At 41.7% G+C, this 16,033-nt stretch carries 10 protein-coding genes; 2 read left to right on the top strand and 8 right to left on the bottom strand.

Features of this window, described 5'->3' with window-relative positions:
- Positions 1–8: 8 nt before the first annotated feature.
- Entirely contained in the window at positions 9–1,517 is a 1,509-nt protein-coding gene (locus DXA07_RS08440) for a DUF6034 family protein (protein ID WP_118484258.1), read from the bottom strand.
- Positions 1,518–1,830: 313 nt separating this feature from the next.
- Here DXA07_RS08440 and panD point away from each other — a divergent pair, with 313 nt between their 5' ends.
- Positions 1,831–2,214, top strand: coding sequence for an aspartate 1-decarboxylase (gene panD, locus DXA07_RS08435; protein ID WP_117822025.1), 384 nt, complete (start codon positions 1,831–1,833; stop codon positions 2,212–2,214).
- A 174-nt stretch (positions 2,215–2,388) separates the two neighbouring features.
- Here the strand turns inward: panD and DXA07_RS08430 are convergent, their stop codons facing one another.
- The 7 genes from DXA07_RS08430 to DXA07_RS08400 form a co-directional block, all read right to left on the bottom strand.
- Entirely contained in the window at positions 2,389–2,691 is a 303-nt protein-coding gene (locus DXA07_RS08430; RefSeq protein ID WP_118484256.1) for a hypothetical protein, read from the bottom strand.
- A 2-nt stretch (positions 2,692–2,693) separates the two neighbouring features.
- Entirely contained in the window at positions 2,694–3,065 is a 372-nt protein-coding gene (locus DXA07_RS08425) for a hypothetical protein (RefSeq protein ID WP_118484254.1), read from the bottom strand.
- Positions 3,062–4,588 carry a hypothetical protein gene (locus tag DXA07_RS08420; protein WP_117822027.1) on the bottom strand — a complete coding sequence of 509 codons (1,527 nt, stop codon included), beginning with the start codon at positions 4,586–4,588 and terminating at the stop codon, positions 3,062–3,064. The genes DXA07_RS08425 and DXA07_RS08420 overlap by 4 nt, the downstream gene beginning before the upstream one ends.
- A gap of 14 nt (positions 4,589–4,602) precedes the next feature.
- A complete protein-coding gene (locus DXA07_RS08415) occupies positions 4,603–8,589 on the bottom strand; it encodes a VWA domain-containing protein (protein WP_118484252.1) in 3,987 nt (1,328 codons plus the stop codon).
- 196 nt (positions 8,590–8,785) lie between these two features.
- Positions 8,786–11,566 carry a glycoside hydrolase family 3 C-terminal domain-containing protein gene (locus DXA07_RS08410; RefSeq protein WP_347465071.1) on the bottom strand — a complete coding sequence of 927 codons (2,781 nt, stop codon included), beginning with the start codon at positions 11,564–11,566 and terminating at the stop codon, positions 8,786–8,788.
- Between the two features lie 464 nt (positions 11,567–12,030).
- Positions 12,031–12,945 carry a YibE/F family protein gene (locus tag DXA07_RS08405; RefSeq protein ID WP_117822030.1) on the bottom strand — a complete coding sequence of 305 codons (915 nt, stop codon included), beginning with the start codon at positions 12,943–12,945 and terminating at the stop codon, positions 12,031–12,033.
- 308 nt (positions 12,946–13,253) lie between these two features.
- Complete coding sequence (locus tag DXA07_RS08400; protein WP_226800972.1) at positions 13,254–14,963, bottom strand: diguanylate cyclase; 1,710 nt, start codon at positions 14,961–14,963, stop codon at positions 13,254–13,256.
- A gap of 229 nt (positions 14,964–15,192) precedes the next feature.
- Between DXA07_RS08400 and DXA07_RS08395 the strand changes: the two genes are divergently transcribed.
- Positions 15,193–16,029: an AEC family transporter gene (locus DXA07_RS08395; protein ID WP_226800998.1), complete on the top strand. Its 837-nt coding sequence runs from the start codon at positions 15,193–15,195 to the stop codon at positions 16,027–16,029.
- The last annotated feature ends 4 nt before the right edge of the window (positions 16,030–16,033 follow it).

Below are 16,033 nucleotides of genomic sequence, written 5' to 3'. Positions count from 1 at the left end.
ATCATCATCTATAGTAGATATCGATGAACTGCCGTCATCAGATACATCTCTTGCGATCGTATCTGTTTCATAACTCTGATATGTGCCAAGTGCTTGGACAGTTCCATCAGATCGATCACCGTACCATCTGTAGCATCAAGGACAACCATCTGGGTTGGATATGTCTCATTTGTGGAATCGGTCATATCCTCATACTGTGTCAATATCCATGCAGGTACATATTTGAATGTTCCTTCTTCATCTGTCTTCTCCAGATAATATCCAAGCTTCATAGAATTAAACTCTACTTTTTTATATCTGGTTGGATATGTGGTATAGTATTCTGCAATATTCTTATTTGCTTTTTCTAACAGCTCCTTAAATGATAAGAGTTCATTTGACTCTGTTTTTCCGGTTGTTTCCAGATAGGATACCCAGCTTGCAGATATAATACCATTAGAATCAACATATACCGTACAGGTTTCAGCAGGAATGCTTACCGATCCATCATCCTGCGTAATATTATCAACATTCCAGGCTTCCGGAACATCGGTAGTCTGATTATTGATCGCTCTGCTGTATGTAAATACATACCCATCGACATCAACAGCCTCGGTATTCCCATCTGTTCCATAGTAATACCAGTAAAGATCCTGTGTATCATTCAGGGAAGCATCTGAGATACCGACCTTACTGATAAAATCATCTGCAATGGACTGTGCTTCTTCCTTTGTAAATGTACATACATTTGAGGCTGACACATCTGCATCTGACAGATCATCCCCGCTATCCGGAGTTGAATAATATACTCCGTTCATTCCATCTTTTGGACGGTAGGTGATCAATGAATCCTTCAGACCTACGGAACCACTTCCGCCTTCCTGATCATCCATATACATAATATATTTTCTTCCGTTGATCTCTCCGATAAAGGCACTACCGGAATAATCATCAGCCGCCGGATATTCATCCGGTGCATTCTGAAGCTGATCTTTCAGGTCGGAGATCATGGAATCAAACCAGGATGCACTGGAATTATCTCCATTTGCTGCAGAATCCTTCTTTTCCTTTTCATACTCATCGATCTGGTCCTGAATATCTGCTTTTGTCATATTGTTATAATCATATGTATAAATACCTTTGTCTTTTTCAAGAACAGCTTCTACGATCTGTTTTCTAGTATCATTTGATGATTCTTTTCTTTTTACATATACAGTCGGAAGATCTACCGTATCCGGCACTGTTACCTCATCTGCTTCTATTGCAAGTTTGCTGATCCCGCTGCTTCCAGCGTCCAGTGTAGTATCACAGGATTCCGGTATTCCGTACTTACCCTGAAGGCTTCCACTATCCGAGCTGCCTCCGTTTCCTGATTCACCGTCTACACTGTAATCTATATTCTTCTTTCCACAGCCTGTAAGTGCAGTTCCTGTTGCCAGAACTCCTGCAATGGCAAGTGCTGCCATCTTTTTATAGCGCATTTTTCTGCTTACCTGTGTTGTCTTATTACCTGCTGTTTCTTTTCTTATTTTCTTCAAAATAATTACCTCCTGCTGTGATCCTACATTTTAACAAACAAAATTAATATGTATATTTTTTCAGTGCTGTAAAAATATTAACACAAACCATCGATTTTGTTCATTAATACGGGTCTATTTTTTTATTAAACTTTCTTAAGCTTTCGTCTCATTTTCCCGACATATTAAATGTACATGACCAATACATAATTTATGCAATATATCTGCATCCTTTTTGCATCCTTTTTCTACAATTTCTTGTATTTCTATATTGCATTTTTTCTTTTTATGTTATAGTATGTGCGGTGAGAAAGAATAAAGAGGTGTCATTCTAATGAATATTACCATGTTAAAAAGTAAGATCCACAGAGCCGTTGTTACACAGGCTGAACTGAATTATGTCGGCAGTATTACCGTAGATTCAGAGCTTTTGAAGAAAGCCGGGATCCTTGAATATGAAATGGTGCAGATCGTTGATATCGAAAACGGAAATCGTTTTGAGACCTATACCATCGCCGGAGAACCGGGATCGGGTGTGATGTGCCTAAATGGTGCAGCAGCCAGACAGGTTCAGGTCGGAGACCATATCATTCTGATGTGTTATGCCTCCATGACACCGGAAGAGGCCAAAGATTATCGTCCGACTGTTGTATTTGTAAATGAAGATAATTCCATTTCCCGCATCACAAGCTATGAGAAGCACGGCGAGATCGGATAAATACCTGAAAACGAGGTGTATAATTACCCTTGGTATTTTGAGTTAGTTGCATAATTTATTATACCAAAAATAGCTATAGGCACAAGCCCATAGCTATTTTTTCTTTTTAGGGGAGTTTTTTTACATCCCCTTTTGTTAATAACAAGATTCGTTAACGGCTGAAATGACTCTTTTTCATTTCATTCCTGTTTTTGTGTCTGGAGCATTCTTTTCGTCCGATGATATATATTGTCCATATGTATCCGGCATATATGTCTGTGCATTTGCAGCATATTCATCCGGATAACCTCCCTGTATATCTGCATTATAGCTATTCGGATAATACGTCTGATCCTCTGCACTATATCCATTCGGATAATAGCCCTGATTCTCTGCAGCATATCCATTCGGATAATAGCCCTGATTCTCTGCAGCATATCCATTTGGATAATAGCCCCAGTTATCTGTATCATATCCATTTGGATAATAGCTTTGCATGCTTACATCATAATTATCTGATACTGTGTCACCGGCAGCTGTCTGAGGCTTCTTTGCATCTGTCTTTTTCTTCTGTTTTTCCTGCCTTTTTGCCTCTTTTTCGCTGTTTTTTTTGCCAGACGCTCTTCTCTGTGTTTCATCCTGTATCTACGCCAAGCCAGTATATACAGCACCCACAAAAACAGCAATACCGCAATAGCAATGCCTGCATATAACTGCCACTGGCGATAAGCAACCGCGTACCGATAACCTAATGTACTGTCCATGGTCAGCAGCCGGTCACCGGAAACCTGTACAGTCAGAAATATACTGTAACCGATCACACCAGCCGCAGCAAGCGTAATGACCACCTGAATGATTGTATATACGATCATGACTGCTTCCTCCTTTTTCGCCCCTTGACAAATACAATAATATAAAGGATCAATAATACCAGTACCAGACCACCAAGTATCACATATTCAAATACACGTTTTACAGTTTTTGCAGCTTCATAGGTCACCACAGCTCTGTATACTGACTGATTTCCTACTGCATCCTCTGCGATCAGCTCCAGTGTATTTTCTCCATTTGCAAGTGACACTTTTTTATGGAAATAGCTTTGTGTCAGTTCGACCGGTTCGCCATTCAAGGTCAGGGAAGCTCCTGCTTCCGTATAACCATTCAGATAAATGGTATTTTCGGTTACTACCTTTCCATCAACATCCTCGGATATGGACAACTGCGGTGGTACGGTATCCACATAGATCTCTTTGGAATATTCTACAGTATTGCCTGCCGGATCCGTAATAACAAAGGTCACCGTATTATCTCCATCCTTTAAGTTCACCCGATACATACCATTTTCTTTTTCATCCGTAAGTATCCGCTCATCTCCCAGATATGCATCAAATGTATTCTTATCCTGCATCGTGACCGTTGCCTGAATGAAGCTGCTCTTTGTTCTGTCTGCATCTGTATCAAAGACTACATCAGCATCAGCCTTTACTGCAGCATCTGCCGACACAAGCTCATACCTGCAGTTCTCATCTGTTCTTATCACTGCCAGATAAACCTTAGAAGCATCACCTGTAAAATCATCATAATAGAAATCCGTGGTTCCCTGCTCCTCTTCTCTGATCAGATTATGTGCCTCATCATAAACCCGTACCGTATAAGCTTCCTCATTAGAAGCTTTCCATGAAATATAATATCCATCATTATATGTTCCACCCTTTACCCCGGAAACCTTCTCTACATCCTCCGGATTCTGATAGCTGATAAATGCATCACTATAGGCACGCTGATACACACCGTCTACGGATACACGGATATAAAAATGATATTCTCCGCTCGGAAGCTGATCCAGATCAAATGTAAACGATCCGGATTTTTCCATATTGTCACTATATACGCAGGTTCCGTCAAAGCCCTCTGAATCTGTATCTGCAAACACCTCCACATAAAGCTCATCCGGGCAGTCTGTGATCTTATAGTTTACCTTGACACTTCCGGTTCCTTTTTCTGATATTTCAAATTTACTGATGACCAGCGAATCCGGAACCTCACCTATCGTTACGTCCACCACACCAAGATTTTCTCCGGTTACCGCAGCCTTCCATGTACCTTCTTCTCCTTTTCCGACATGTATGATTGCTTCGCCATTTGCCTCATAAACCTGATCCGGCGTTTTTTTCTTGCTATATACTTTACCGGATGGTGAAGTCAGCACAATCGTTCCAGGCTGTTCATAATTTTCCCAGGTTACATAAAAGACCGCCTTACTGTAACCCTCCGGCATATCAATCTCGACTTCTGTCTGTGCTGCCCACACCTGTATCGGAAGCCAGACGATCATCCCTATAAATAATAATACGCCTGTCCACAGCTTCCACATTGTTTTCCTTACTCTCTTCATGTTAAACTGCCCCCTTAATTAGATGATGTGCTGATCTTATCCCACAGGAACAGACCTCCATCTTCATCATACCATATAGATTTTTCCTGTTGTTTTCCGTTATTCGCCTTATAATTTAATGTTACCTTAGCTTTACTGAACTCTCTGTCCCAATCAATCGTGAGCTTGCAGTCACCCTTTGCATGGACATCCACCGGCGCCATATCTACATTTCCATTTACTCCAATCTTAATATATCGATCAGTGAAGTTTCCTCCAAGATTTGCTGCTGCACTTCCTTTTACCTCGCAGCCAAAACCGGAAATTCCAAGCTCGAGTGCCGCTGATATATCAAGTCCATCCTTGTTGATCTTGGCTCCTGCCTTTGCTTTTTCAGCACCAAGCAATGACATTTCTGCTGAAACAGCAAACTCCGGCTCGCTGAAATTGATCTCAACCTGTCCCTTTGCATTTCCGATCTCGCCCCATTGCCTGAACTTTTTCATCCACTGATTTCCGGTATTCTCGTCGCCAAAGCATCCGAACAGATCCGCCTCTGCCTCAACAGTTCCGATCAGCTTAATATCCTTATCATATAACGTCTGATCGATTCCGGCATTTAGGATCTTCTTTGTCTCTTCAGATACGAGAGAATCATATAGTCCGATCAGCAATGTGCTCATACCCTGTAATTCTCCGCCTACCTTATTGATCTCCATTATCTCGCAGACTCTTGGTCCCGGCCGCAGATTTGCATCAAGCTTAACTGTATCCGGAATCCAGTAATAGGATGACAGATATCCATCAAAGCCGGAAATTCCGGTATTACCAAATGCACCTATTGATGTTGAAAAATCAATCTTACCGCCAATTTTCCAGTATTCATGCTCCGGATCCAGCGAATTCAGCTTGACCGACATTTCATTTATTCCAAATATTCCAAAGCTGATCTTATCATCCGGAGACAAAGTCAGTTCTCCACCAAACTCCAGTCCATCTGCTGTAACTGCTACTGAAGCCGAAATATCAAAGCCCTTAAAGAAATCGGAAACGCCAAATTCCTTTAAGCTGGCTCTTTCCTGTGGTTTTTCTGTCTTTTTGTATTTGTTGGCACCGGTTTCATGCTTTAGTGACTTAATTCCTGATTTTATCATTTTATCCACCCGGATCGAATCAATGTCGATCTGCAAGCGGTTACTGTATAATTTTACTTCCGCCGCCTTGATATCCATGATAAATGGGATCGATATATTCATGTTTGAAAGGTTCTGATCAAAGGATGTCTTCTCCTCATCTATCGTTGCATAAAAGCCTGACTCTGCAACAATATAATCCCTGCCATTCATGACAAGATCCGCAAATCTGCTGCTTTTTTCCTGCATTTCTGTATAACTGACATAAAGCTTGCCATCACCCTGAATTGTACCGGAATCTCCTGCCTTTATCGTCTTGCCGGACACAAGCTCCAGCTCCGGATCCATATCTGCCACGATCATCTCCATATCACCTGAGCAATGCATAAAACCATTGATCATAACATTACCACTGGCTACCAGCCTGTCATCTGCCACCTGTCCGATCGAATCTGCTGTGACCGTCATATCTCCTATTCTTACAGACTCTGAGGTTCCTGCCTTAAATACCTTGAAAGCAGCACTTCCGGTTACAACTCTTCCATCGGTTGTTCTTACCTTTACATCGTAAATGCCTGCGGTGAGTTCTCCGGTCAGTACGCCAGTCAGACTTGTTCTATCTGTTACCTGTATATCCGTCAAAGCTGTATTTCCGATAAATACACTTTCAATATCAGCAAATCCACCTCCATTTACGGTAACGGTTATACCTGCCTTTACATCCTTTTCCGATGCATTCCCCGGTGTGACGGATGATATGCCAAGTGTATTCTCGTCTACCTTCCGGATCAGATCATCCTGCCCCAGATCTTCCGGTCTGTTTTCTTCATTTATATAATAATCCTTGGTCTCTGATGCATTATATTCTGCAATATCAACCGTCAGAAATCTTGGATCTGCTTCCGGATTTCTGGTCACAGTATATTCAATGCTGTAATTATTGACAATATATTTCTGCAGATACAGATAAATATCCGACAGCTCCGTGGATGCCTCTGCCTTTACAAATTTTCCACCTGTGTATTCTGCGATCGCCTGCATATAGGCATCATCACACTCACCAAATCCAACCGTATATACACTGATGCCAAGCTCTACCGCGCGATCAACTGCCGCCTGCATATCCTCCTCCGAACCGCCGTCCTGTCCATCGGACATCAGGATCACAGCCCGGCTTCCATTCGCGCTTTCCAGATTATCCAGTGCAAGATTTAAACCAGCCGAAATATTGGTTCCACCACCACTTGATATATTATTAATAGAATTCTTCAGGGTTCCGCTTTTTGATGTCAGGGTCTGTTCCAGATATGCTTCATTATCATAGGAAATGATCATCATCTTTTCTGCTGTTATATGATCGACTGCTTCTGCCGCTGCCTGTTTTGCATTTTCAAGCGCTGCTCCCTCCATGCTTCCACTCTTATCCATGACAATACCGATGCTTGCTCCTTCACTCTCCGCACCACTATGTAAGGTAAAATCTGTTATCTCATACTGTGTATCGATCACTGAAAAGTCTTCCTTTGTAAACTGGTCTGCCAGCTCTTCCTTGGAATCCTTTGTTCCGTTAATATTGATGTAAGCACGGATAGCAGGATAATCTGTTGTATCGATCCGGCTGATATGAATACTGATCCTGTCATATTTCAAAGTCGTTGATACATAAGAATTAAATGAACCATTAATGGTATCCTCTGACACCGGAACAACCTGTGCACTCTGTTTGTCCACCAGATCAGTCACAGCTGCATTCAGCTCCGGATTGTATGCATCATTGGATATCTGATTATACTGGGTAACAACCTCATCGATCGAATCCTTCAAAGAGGACTGATCGCTGATCGCTGCACTATTATCAATTATCTGATGCAGATGTTCATTTGCAGTATCCCGGTCATCCATTGCAAGGTACAGCTTCGACAGCTGCAGTTCATAAAAGCCGGTATCATCGCCATGTCGTGGTATCTGTACCAGAATATAATTTGCCGCACGCTTGATCGGAACATTACATGCTTCCTTGTAACTTTCATCTGCCTCTTCTAATAATTCATTGATCTCATCCGCATGCTTTCCTTCATAGCCCTCTTCATCAATCAGCTTCTGTGCTTTTTCCTTCGTACGTTCTGCCTGTTTCACCAGCTTTCTGATCTCCTCATCCTTCATATCAAAGGAAGCCTCTGTATAGTTTTTATCCATGTTGTTACGGTAAACCTCTTCGGCGATCACATCCGTATAAATAACCGTATTCTCCGGACTTTTAAATTGTCGGTTCAATTCCGATGCTTTTTCCTTCGCCTTATCATAATCCTGTTGATAAACATAAAAGCTGACCTCCCTGCGAAGGATCTCCTCTGTTTCTCCATAGGTATGTTTCAGGTCCTTGATATCATCCTCTGTAAGCTCCGAAACAGCCACTCCATGGATCTTGTTGTCAAGCTCATACGCCTTTTCATATTTGCGCTTTTCTTTTCTGGTGAAATGCCGTTCATCCACATACTCTTCTAAAGCAGAAAAAAACTCCTGTCCTGCCGTCTTCTTTTCCTGTACATCATCGGATCCGCTTTTATATGTAGCTTCCTCCACCGCACCTTGCTTTTCCAGATCCGAAAGATATGCTTCATAATCCGTATATGCCTCTGTTCCACCATCTGTCATACCAAGCTTTTCGGAGCAATAAGTATCAAGCTTCGTCAGGCAGGTTTTGCCAGCCTTGCTGATCCCTTTTCGTTCTAATAGCTCCTGGGTTTTGAAATACCCATTGATATAATCGCCATTCATCGTATCACAGGCTGCACCAAGCACCTCTTTTTCCTCCGAACTGCCTGATATATCATTCAGAATCCGGACTGCCTGGTCTGAATTGCCATCCATTATATAGCAATATGCCATATAGATACCCTGCTCATTTGTATCTGTATCATCGAAATAACTGCGTACGCCAAGAAAGGTAGTCCCGGCAAAAGCCAGAACTACCCCTATCGTGAGCAGCCATTCCGGGACATTTCTCTTTGTCTTAAAGATGAAATGTCCGCATATATCAACGACTGTAAAAACAGAAAGATAATTGCTATCTTCAGTAAAATATTTAATTCCAAATTTTGCCCTCCCTTAAATATCTGAATCGGATCTGTTTTAAATGAAGACCATTTTTACCGACATTCAGACGCATAACTGAAAATCTGGTATGCAGATCAAATTCTTTTTTGATAACCATGTCTTCCCCATTTGTTCCATGGAATGTGAAACTGAGGATCGGTATATTGGTATAATACAACGTACATGGCATTTGGGCAAGTTCTGAGAGATCGGAACTTCCGATCAGTTCAATCTCATAAATTCCTTTTTTCTGTACATCAAACGGAAGAACATAATTTACACCGGCTTTCGACTTCTTGGTATCAAGTCGTAATTCATAGTCGCCATCTAATCTGACAAATTCAACCTCTGACAGATCGACATCATCCGGTTCTGCCGGACGATTGATAATCGATACCTCTGTCGGGCAGCCCATTGCTCTGCGCATTGCTTCTGTATGAAGTACAAAACCACAGATATTGGCTGCATTTCTCTGAAGCTCCGAACGCTTCAGTCGTCCGTCTACGAGTGCTGCGGCTGTATTGTCTCCGCTGGCATTTGTTGAGCCATCCGGGCATACCATATAGATATCATTCTGCGCACGCGCCATCGCAGCAAAATTGATCTTATCCGGCTCCTGTCCACGCTCATTGATGGATGCCCACCAGTCAGTCATAACGATACCTTTAAATCCCCATTCTTCTCTGAGGATCGTCGTACAGAGATCATAATTACCCGCTGTCCATACTCCATTTACCGGTCCGTATGTCGTCATGATCGCATCGCAGACACCGCTTCTTACGATCATCTCAAAACCTTTCAGATAGATCTCCCGAAGTGCACGTTCTGATACAATAGGATCTGCAAAATGTCGTCTCATCTCCTGATTATTTGCACAGAAATGCTTGGCTGCCCCTGTTACACCTGCTGCATGCAGACCTTCTAACATCGCACCGGCAAAGCATCCTGTCACATATGGATCTTCTGAGAAATATTCAAAGTTTCTTCCATTTAACGGATGACGGTGAATATTCATACCAGGTCCAAGTAAACAATCCACCTTCTGTGCGATCATCTCATAACCGGTACAGGTGTAAAGCTCTTTTACAAGCTCTGTATTAAATGTACATCCGATGATCGTTCCATTTGGCAGGCTGAATGCTTTCACACCACAATCTAACCGCATACCGGACGGTCCATCACTGCAGCATACAGAAGGGATTCCATGACGGTTGATCAGTGACTTGGATACACCGCCAAACGCTGCTGCCGTTCCCGGTGTTACAAGTGAACTTCCCATGCCTTCTCCTCGAATGATACAAGTAAGGTCATCGTCTGTCAATTCTGATATAAATTTATCCATTCCGATCGAACCATCTGCCACATCGGATAATGTATGCGTCCCCATCGTCTGACGGATCTCCTGTGGAAGATGAGCCTGTCTTCTCTGCTTCTCGTTTGATGCATGATGTGGTGCTGCTTCCATCATGACCTGATATCCGTTCTCTGTCTCTGCTGCCTTCATTCTGTCAAATGCTTCTACCGGAGCAAGTGCAGAGCAAAGCTGTTTGATCACAAGATCTCCTGCAAGCTCAAATGTGCCTGCACATTCCGCACTTCTGACATCTGCACCTGCAAATACATGATATGTGCCTGCCTCTAATACAAATGCATACGCATGTCCTGTAATACCGGAGTCGTCATAGGATGCAAAGCGGCTGTATGGAACAGTGATCTCTACTTCTTCGGATTCACCCGGTGCAAGCTCCTTTGTCTTTGCAAATCCGACAAGAACCTTATCTGCTTTTCCAAGCTTACCCTGCGGAGCTTCCGCATAGATCTGAACAACATCTTTTCCTTTCTTTAAACCGACATTTGAAACAGTTACATGAAGTGTAAACTGCTGTTTCTCCGGCTCATTTGCAAATACAACGACTGACTTTTCAAATGTTGTATAGGACAGGCCATATCCAAACGGATATCTGACGCTATCCTTTGCGAAAGTCTCAAAATAACGATATCCGACATAGATATCTTCACTGTAATAATTCTTATCCGGATCACCAAAATATGGTGTAGAAGGATAATCAGCAACTTTATATGCGATCGTGTCTGTCAGATGACCGGATGGTGAAACTGCTCCTGTTAATACATCTGCTGTTCCAAGTCCGCCAACCATGCCGCCCTGCCATACATACATAACAGCTTCCGGCTGGTAACGGTCTGTAAAACTCATATCGAGCAGACCACCGACATTTAATAAAACGATCATCTTATCAAAGTTCTTTCTTACTTTTGTGAGCAGATCTTCTTCCACATCTGTAAGCTGATAAGAACCCTTGGTATCACTTGCATCTTTATCCTCGCCTGCTGTACGTCCGATGATCACGATAGCTGTCTCTGATCGCTTGCCGGCTGCTTCCACAACCTCATCGGTCAGCTCCATTTCTTCCTGACACCATGGTTCATTTCCCCAGCCTTCGCCTTCGTTAAATGGATGTGTCTCTTCCCAGTCCTGATAGATCTTGATCAGCTCCTCATCCAGAATGACCTGACCACTCTCACGCAGACCATCTACGATTCCATAGACCTTTGATACATTTACCATTCCGCCTGAACCGGTTCCGCTCTTATAATAGTGGTTCTGGATTCTTCCAAATACTGCCACCTTCTCATCTTTTACAAGCGGAAGTGCCTGATCTTTATTCTCAAGCAGAACACAGCCTTCTGCTACTGTCTGTCTTGCAAGTGCTACATACTGATTCCAATCCAATACTACCTGATTCTTCATATCCATCATACTCCTTTTCCTGATTTTATCCGTTTGTTTTATCTTCCTTATGCAGCTGTTTTCCGGCTCTCTGCATATGTATTTTCTGTCTCATTCTTTTTGACAGAAATTATGATTTCGTTCTTCAATTTATGAATGTATGATAGTATGAATCCTATTTTTACAATATAAAAAATACGACATTCTCATCATTTTCCCGACTGTTTTAAAATCGAAAAAAACTGTTATTTGAATTATTCAAACAACAGTCTTTTTCTGTATCTTATTTCACCCATTCTTACAATACATGCCATGTTTCTTTGCAATTGGTATTGTTTTATCTTTGATTTCTTCAATTGTATAACACATCATACATACCTCCCTCTCAAAATATACAAGCAAGTAATTTTATGTTTATTATACCACAAGAATCCCGCCTGGCATACGCCAAACGGGATTCTTATATTTTTCTGTATAACTGACACTTACTGTTTATTCTTTCTGCTCTTTGCAAATACACAGCCGGCTCCAAAGGAAGATACCAGAACGCCTGCGATCAGAAGTGATCGAACCGAAAGTCCTGTCGCTCCCTGAATGACCAGCAGTTCTTCCGCATTGTCACTGTTAAATCCTGTAAGATGTAAGGTTTTTGAACTTATGTAAAAAATAATTCCTGTTACTGCGACTCCAAGTACAGTAGAAAGTGCGGATACAGCCGTCCGTCTGCTGCAGCCATTTAACAACAACAGGCTGACTGCTGTTCCTGTTAATATAGTCAGGATTGAGACAATCACAGGAGGAAATCCGTGGTAGATCGCCTGAACCATAAACAGTACTACCAGAAGAAGTGTAAAAACGACACCGGCTAATGCCCGTAAGCCTTTTCCTTTTCCCACAAACAACATTACCGCGGCAAATACCACCACAAGGATGCCAAGTGGCAGGCACCTGTCATAATTGAATACTGTGTAGTAGGGAGCTGCTTCCTCCGGCATATCTGCACATACGATTATTTTCTGATTCGCGTTTACATAGATGTTATGTGTCTGTGACAAATAATTATCAATCGATACTTTGTCGCCTTTCTGCTCCCCATCCAGAATCAGAACTGTAAGCTCCTGTTCCCCAAGATATCTGGAATGATCATATGGATCTGTCTCCAGCCGTTCATTATCGACAGATACTACCCGCCCTCTTACGAATGTCCTGCTGTCGTTATTGTACATTGTATAGCTGTTGATCCGATCCCAGTCAAATGAACCTGCCGCCAGAAGAAAGGCTGCTCCAATCAGGAAAACCGCGATATATACTGCATTTCTTCTCACAAATAAAACAAGATGCCCACCTGCTTTTTCATCCGTTTTCCCTGTCGTTTTGTCTTTTCTCTCTGTCTCTTTCATCTCCGGCTGCCTGCTCCTTATACATATGAAGCGGACTCACCTGCTCCTTGAGGTGGTCTCACTTCATTTCTGTATTTATTATAAATATGCCTGCCTGTGCCTGCTATCACACTTCCGTAAAGATTGCAAGGGTTGTATATTTCTTTTGTAAAATTCACGAAAAAACAGGCAGTCTCGTTATAAGACTGCCTGCCTGATAATTATTTTTATATTGTATTGTTTTCTATATCTCATATATCACATAGGATATACCTGTATCTTCATGAGAAAATCAGTTCTCCAATAACTGTTTCTGCTGATGACTTACTCTATCTGGAAAAGCCATCATAAAAAGATTCAATCAAAGCACAGTCCATGATAAGAACATAGAACACATTTCCATAGTAACGGCTTTCTACAATTCTTCCATGATCAAGAACAGGGCGGTAGGATCCATCTTTTTTTGCAAAATGGAATCTTACATAATCATTATTTCCACTGGTCTTTGCATCAATCTGTTTCCAGATACTGGTCTCCACAGAATCCCGTTCATCCGGGTGAATAAGATTCCTGAATCGCTGCCCGGTATAATCCAGAAAATCATCGAAATCCTTGCAGCCTGCAAACTCAATCAATTCACGATTTGCAAATAAAATACGATCATCCTCCGGATCAGCTATATATATCAGGAAAGCTCCCGGAAGATTTTTTGACACATCCTGAAGTGCAAACCCAAGCTGACTTCTGTGCTGTATCTTATAATCACTGCGATAAGGACTGCAACTATGCTTCCCATGTAGTTTTACCGCATAAAGTGCCATATCTGCGCATCTGATAAGCTCCAAAACATCGTCACAGTCCTTCGGATATTCTGCGTACCCAAGAGAAATATAAAAAGGATGCTCTTCACCATTATATGTTATATACCTTGGCTTAAGGGTAAAACTCTCTATTATACTCTTTGCCTCTTCCTCTGTTGTTCCGATCAAGATAACAGAAAACTCATCGCCGCCATTTCTGCATAGAATGGCATTTACACCAAAATTATCTTTCATGTCCTGTGCAAGACTTTTCAGTGCGGTATCACCAACGACGTGTCCATACATGTCATTTATAAATTTAAAATCATCAATATCCATCTGTGCGCCCACACAATGAATACAATGACCGTCCTGTATCACCTTTTCAAGCTGCTCATCAAAACCTTTGCGGTTCAAAAGACCGGTTAACGGATCTGTTATCGCCATTTTTTTTAATATCTCACGATGTCTCTCAACCACAAGAACGATCACCGTTAATCCCGTTAAAAGCAAAATAATACAAATTCCAAAAACGAGCTGCGGAAGTATGTTCCATCCGTGGTTCCAACCATCAGTTGGCATTACCTCTAAGCCAAATGTGCTGCCACAAAATTCAAACTCAAATGTAATCGGCTCCTTCAAAATATTACCTGATGCCGATACCACCTCTGTATCATCCGACAAAGGAGAAACTGTCTTTGTCAGACAGTAATCATAACCAAATTGGGTAAGTGACTGAACCGATTTCTCAAATACCTCCGGAATACGGATAATTACAATAGTGAATCCCCAGAACGCAGAGGTTCCATCCGGGCACTCCAGATATACGGGATTTCTGATTGCAATGCCCCGGCCTCCTTGTTTTAAGTCAAACGGGCCCTGCATAGTAACTATATTTTTATCTCTCCCGTAACGGCATATCTCTCCACGACTTTCATCGTGGATCAAATCTATCTTTCCCGCTTCATTTCCCGCCTCCGGATATATATCTGTAACAACACCATTAGGTGCAATCTGTATGCTCTGAACAAAATCTGTCATCAGATTTCCTGCAACTTTTTGAAAATTATCAATTTTTCCATTTTCACTGAGTACTATTTCCTCAAGTGTATCTGTAATCGCAACGCCACGGTTCATATCATTCTGCAACCGTTCTGCATAGGTTGTGGCATTAAGTTCTGTGACAGCCCGCATATGTTTTAAATTTGTTCTGTATGAATGATATAAAACTGCTGCCAAGGCCAGACAACCTGCCAGGAAAATGAGAACCGGCAATATGAGTTTTTTGTTATGGATTTTCTGTGAATGCATAGCTTGTCATCTCTCCTTGTTCTAAATCCAACTAAACAAATTCCTGTAAATTGCACATATTCTATCGCATTCTTTTATTTTTGACAAGCCACCCATTGTGGTATATTCCTTTTTTTGTAAAATGGGATTATAATACAGGAGCGAAAAGAGGTAATCAATATGCAGGATCCTGTCTATCATTGTGGTATATCTGGTGATGCCCTGCGCCATAATAAATTCATTTGAAATTGGCTTTACAAAAGAAAAACTGCAGGGACTATTATTTTCCGCTGTTCTTGCAACCATTATACATATTCTTCTATTGATTTTTATAAATATCGGAAGGAAACTCTGGCATTGGAATACAGTTGAATGTGCCACTGTCATGTATTCCAACTCGGGAAATATGATAATCCCACTTGTAAATGCTATGCTGGGTACCAACTATGTACTGTATTCATGTGCATTTATGTCTGTACAGCTGATATTTCTCTGGACACACTGCAGCACCATGCTCGCCGAAAAGCCACATATGGAATGGAAAAAGATAATAACCAATATAAATGTAATAGCCATAATAGCCGGACTCCTGCTCTTTTTCTGCCATATAAAACTGCCATCTGTCATACTCACACCGGTAAAAGACATAGGAAATATGCTTGCACCTCTCAGCATGATAGTAACTGGCATGCTGATGGCTGATTCGCCGATCCGCGACAGCCTGAAAAACGCAAAACTATACATTTTCTCTGCCATCAGGCTCGTCATCTGGCCTGCTGTTTTACTGCTTATAATGTATGTAAGTCATGTATATGCCCTTATTCCAGAAGGAAGAACTTTACTCCTCATAGTATTCCTTGCCTCCATCACACCATCCGCTTCAACAATCACCCAGATGGCTCAGGTATATAACAAAGATGCTGCATACTCCGGTCTTTTAAATGTATTTACTACCTTGTTCTGTATCATAACCATGCCTTTGGCTGTCATATTGTTTTCACGGCTTGTGATATAATGGA

Origin of the sequence: Clostridium sp. AM54-37XD (assembly GCF_003478225.1) — a bacterium.
In the GTDB taxonomy this organism is placed as follows: domain Bacteria; phylum Bacillota; class Clostridia; order Lachnospirales; family Lachnospiraceae; genus Coprococcus; species Coprococcus ammoniilyticus.
The sequence above is the reverse complement of the archived record's forward strand: the minus strand, read 5'-3'. Positions and strand labels throughout refer to the sequence as shown.

What these genes read in the sequence shown, in the direction of transcription:
- panD (WP_117822025.1), top strand. Translation starts at nt 1,831, where the DNA reads ATGAATATTACCATGTTAAAAAGTAAGATCCACAGAGCCGTTGTTACA.
- DXA07_RS08430 (WP_118484256.1), bottom strand. Translation starts at nt 2,691, where the DNA reads ATGCAAAGCTATTATCCAAATGGATATGATACAGATAACTGGGGCTAT.
- DXA07_RS08425 (WP_118484254.1), bottom strand. Translation starts at nt 3,065, where the DNA reads ATGATCGTATATACAATCATTCAGGTGGTCATTACGCTTGCTGCGGCT.
- DXA07_RS08420 (WP_117822027.1), bottom strand. Translation starts at nt 4,588, where the DNA reads ATGAAGAGAGTAAGGAAAACAATGTGGAAGCTGTGGACAGGCGTATTA.
- DXA07_RS08415 (WP_118484252.1), bottom strand. Translation starts at nt 8,589, where the DNA reads ATGGCATATTGCTATATAATGGATGGCAATTCAGACCAGGCAGTCCGG.
- DXA07_RS08410 (WP_347465071.1), bottom strand. Translation starts at nt 11,566, where the DNA reads ATGAAGAATCAGGTAGTATTGGATTGGAATCAGTATGTAGCACTTGCA.
- DXA07_RS08405 (WP_117822030.1), bottom strand. Translation starts at nt 12,945, where the DNA reads ATGAAAGAGACAGAGAGAAAAGACAAAACGACAGGGAAAACGGATGAA.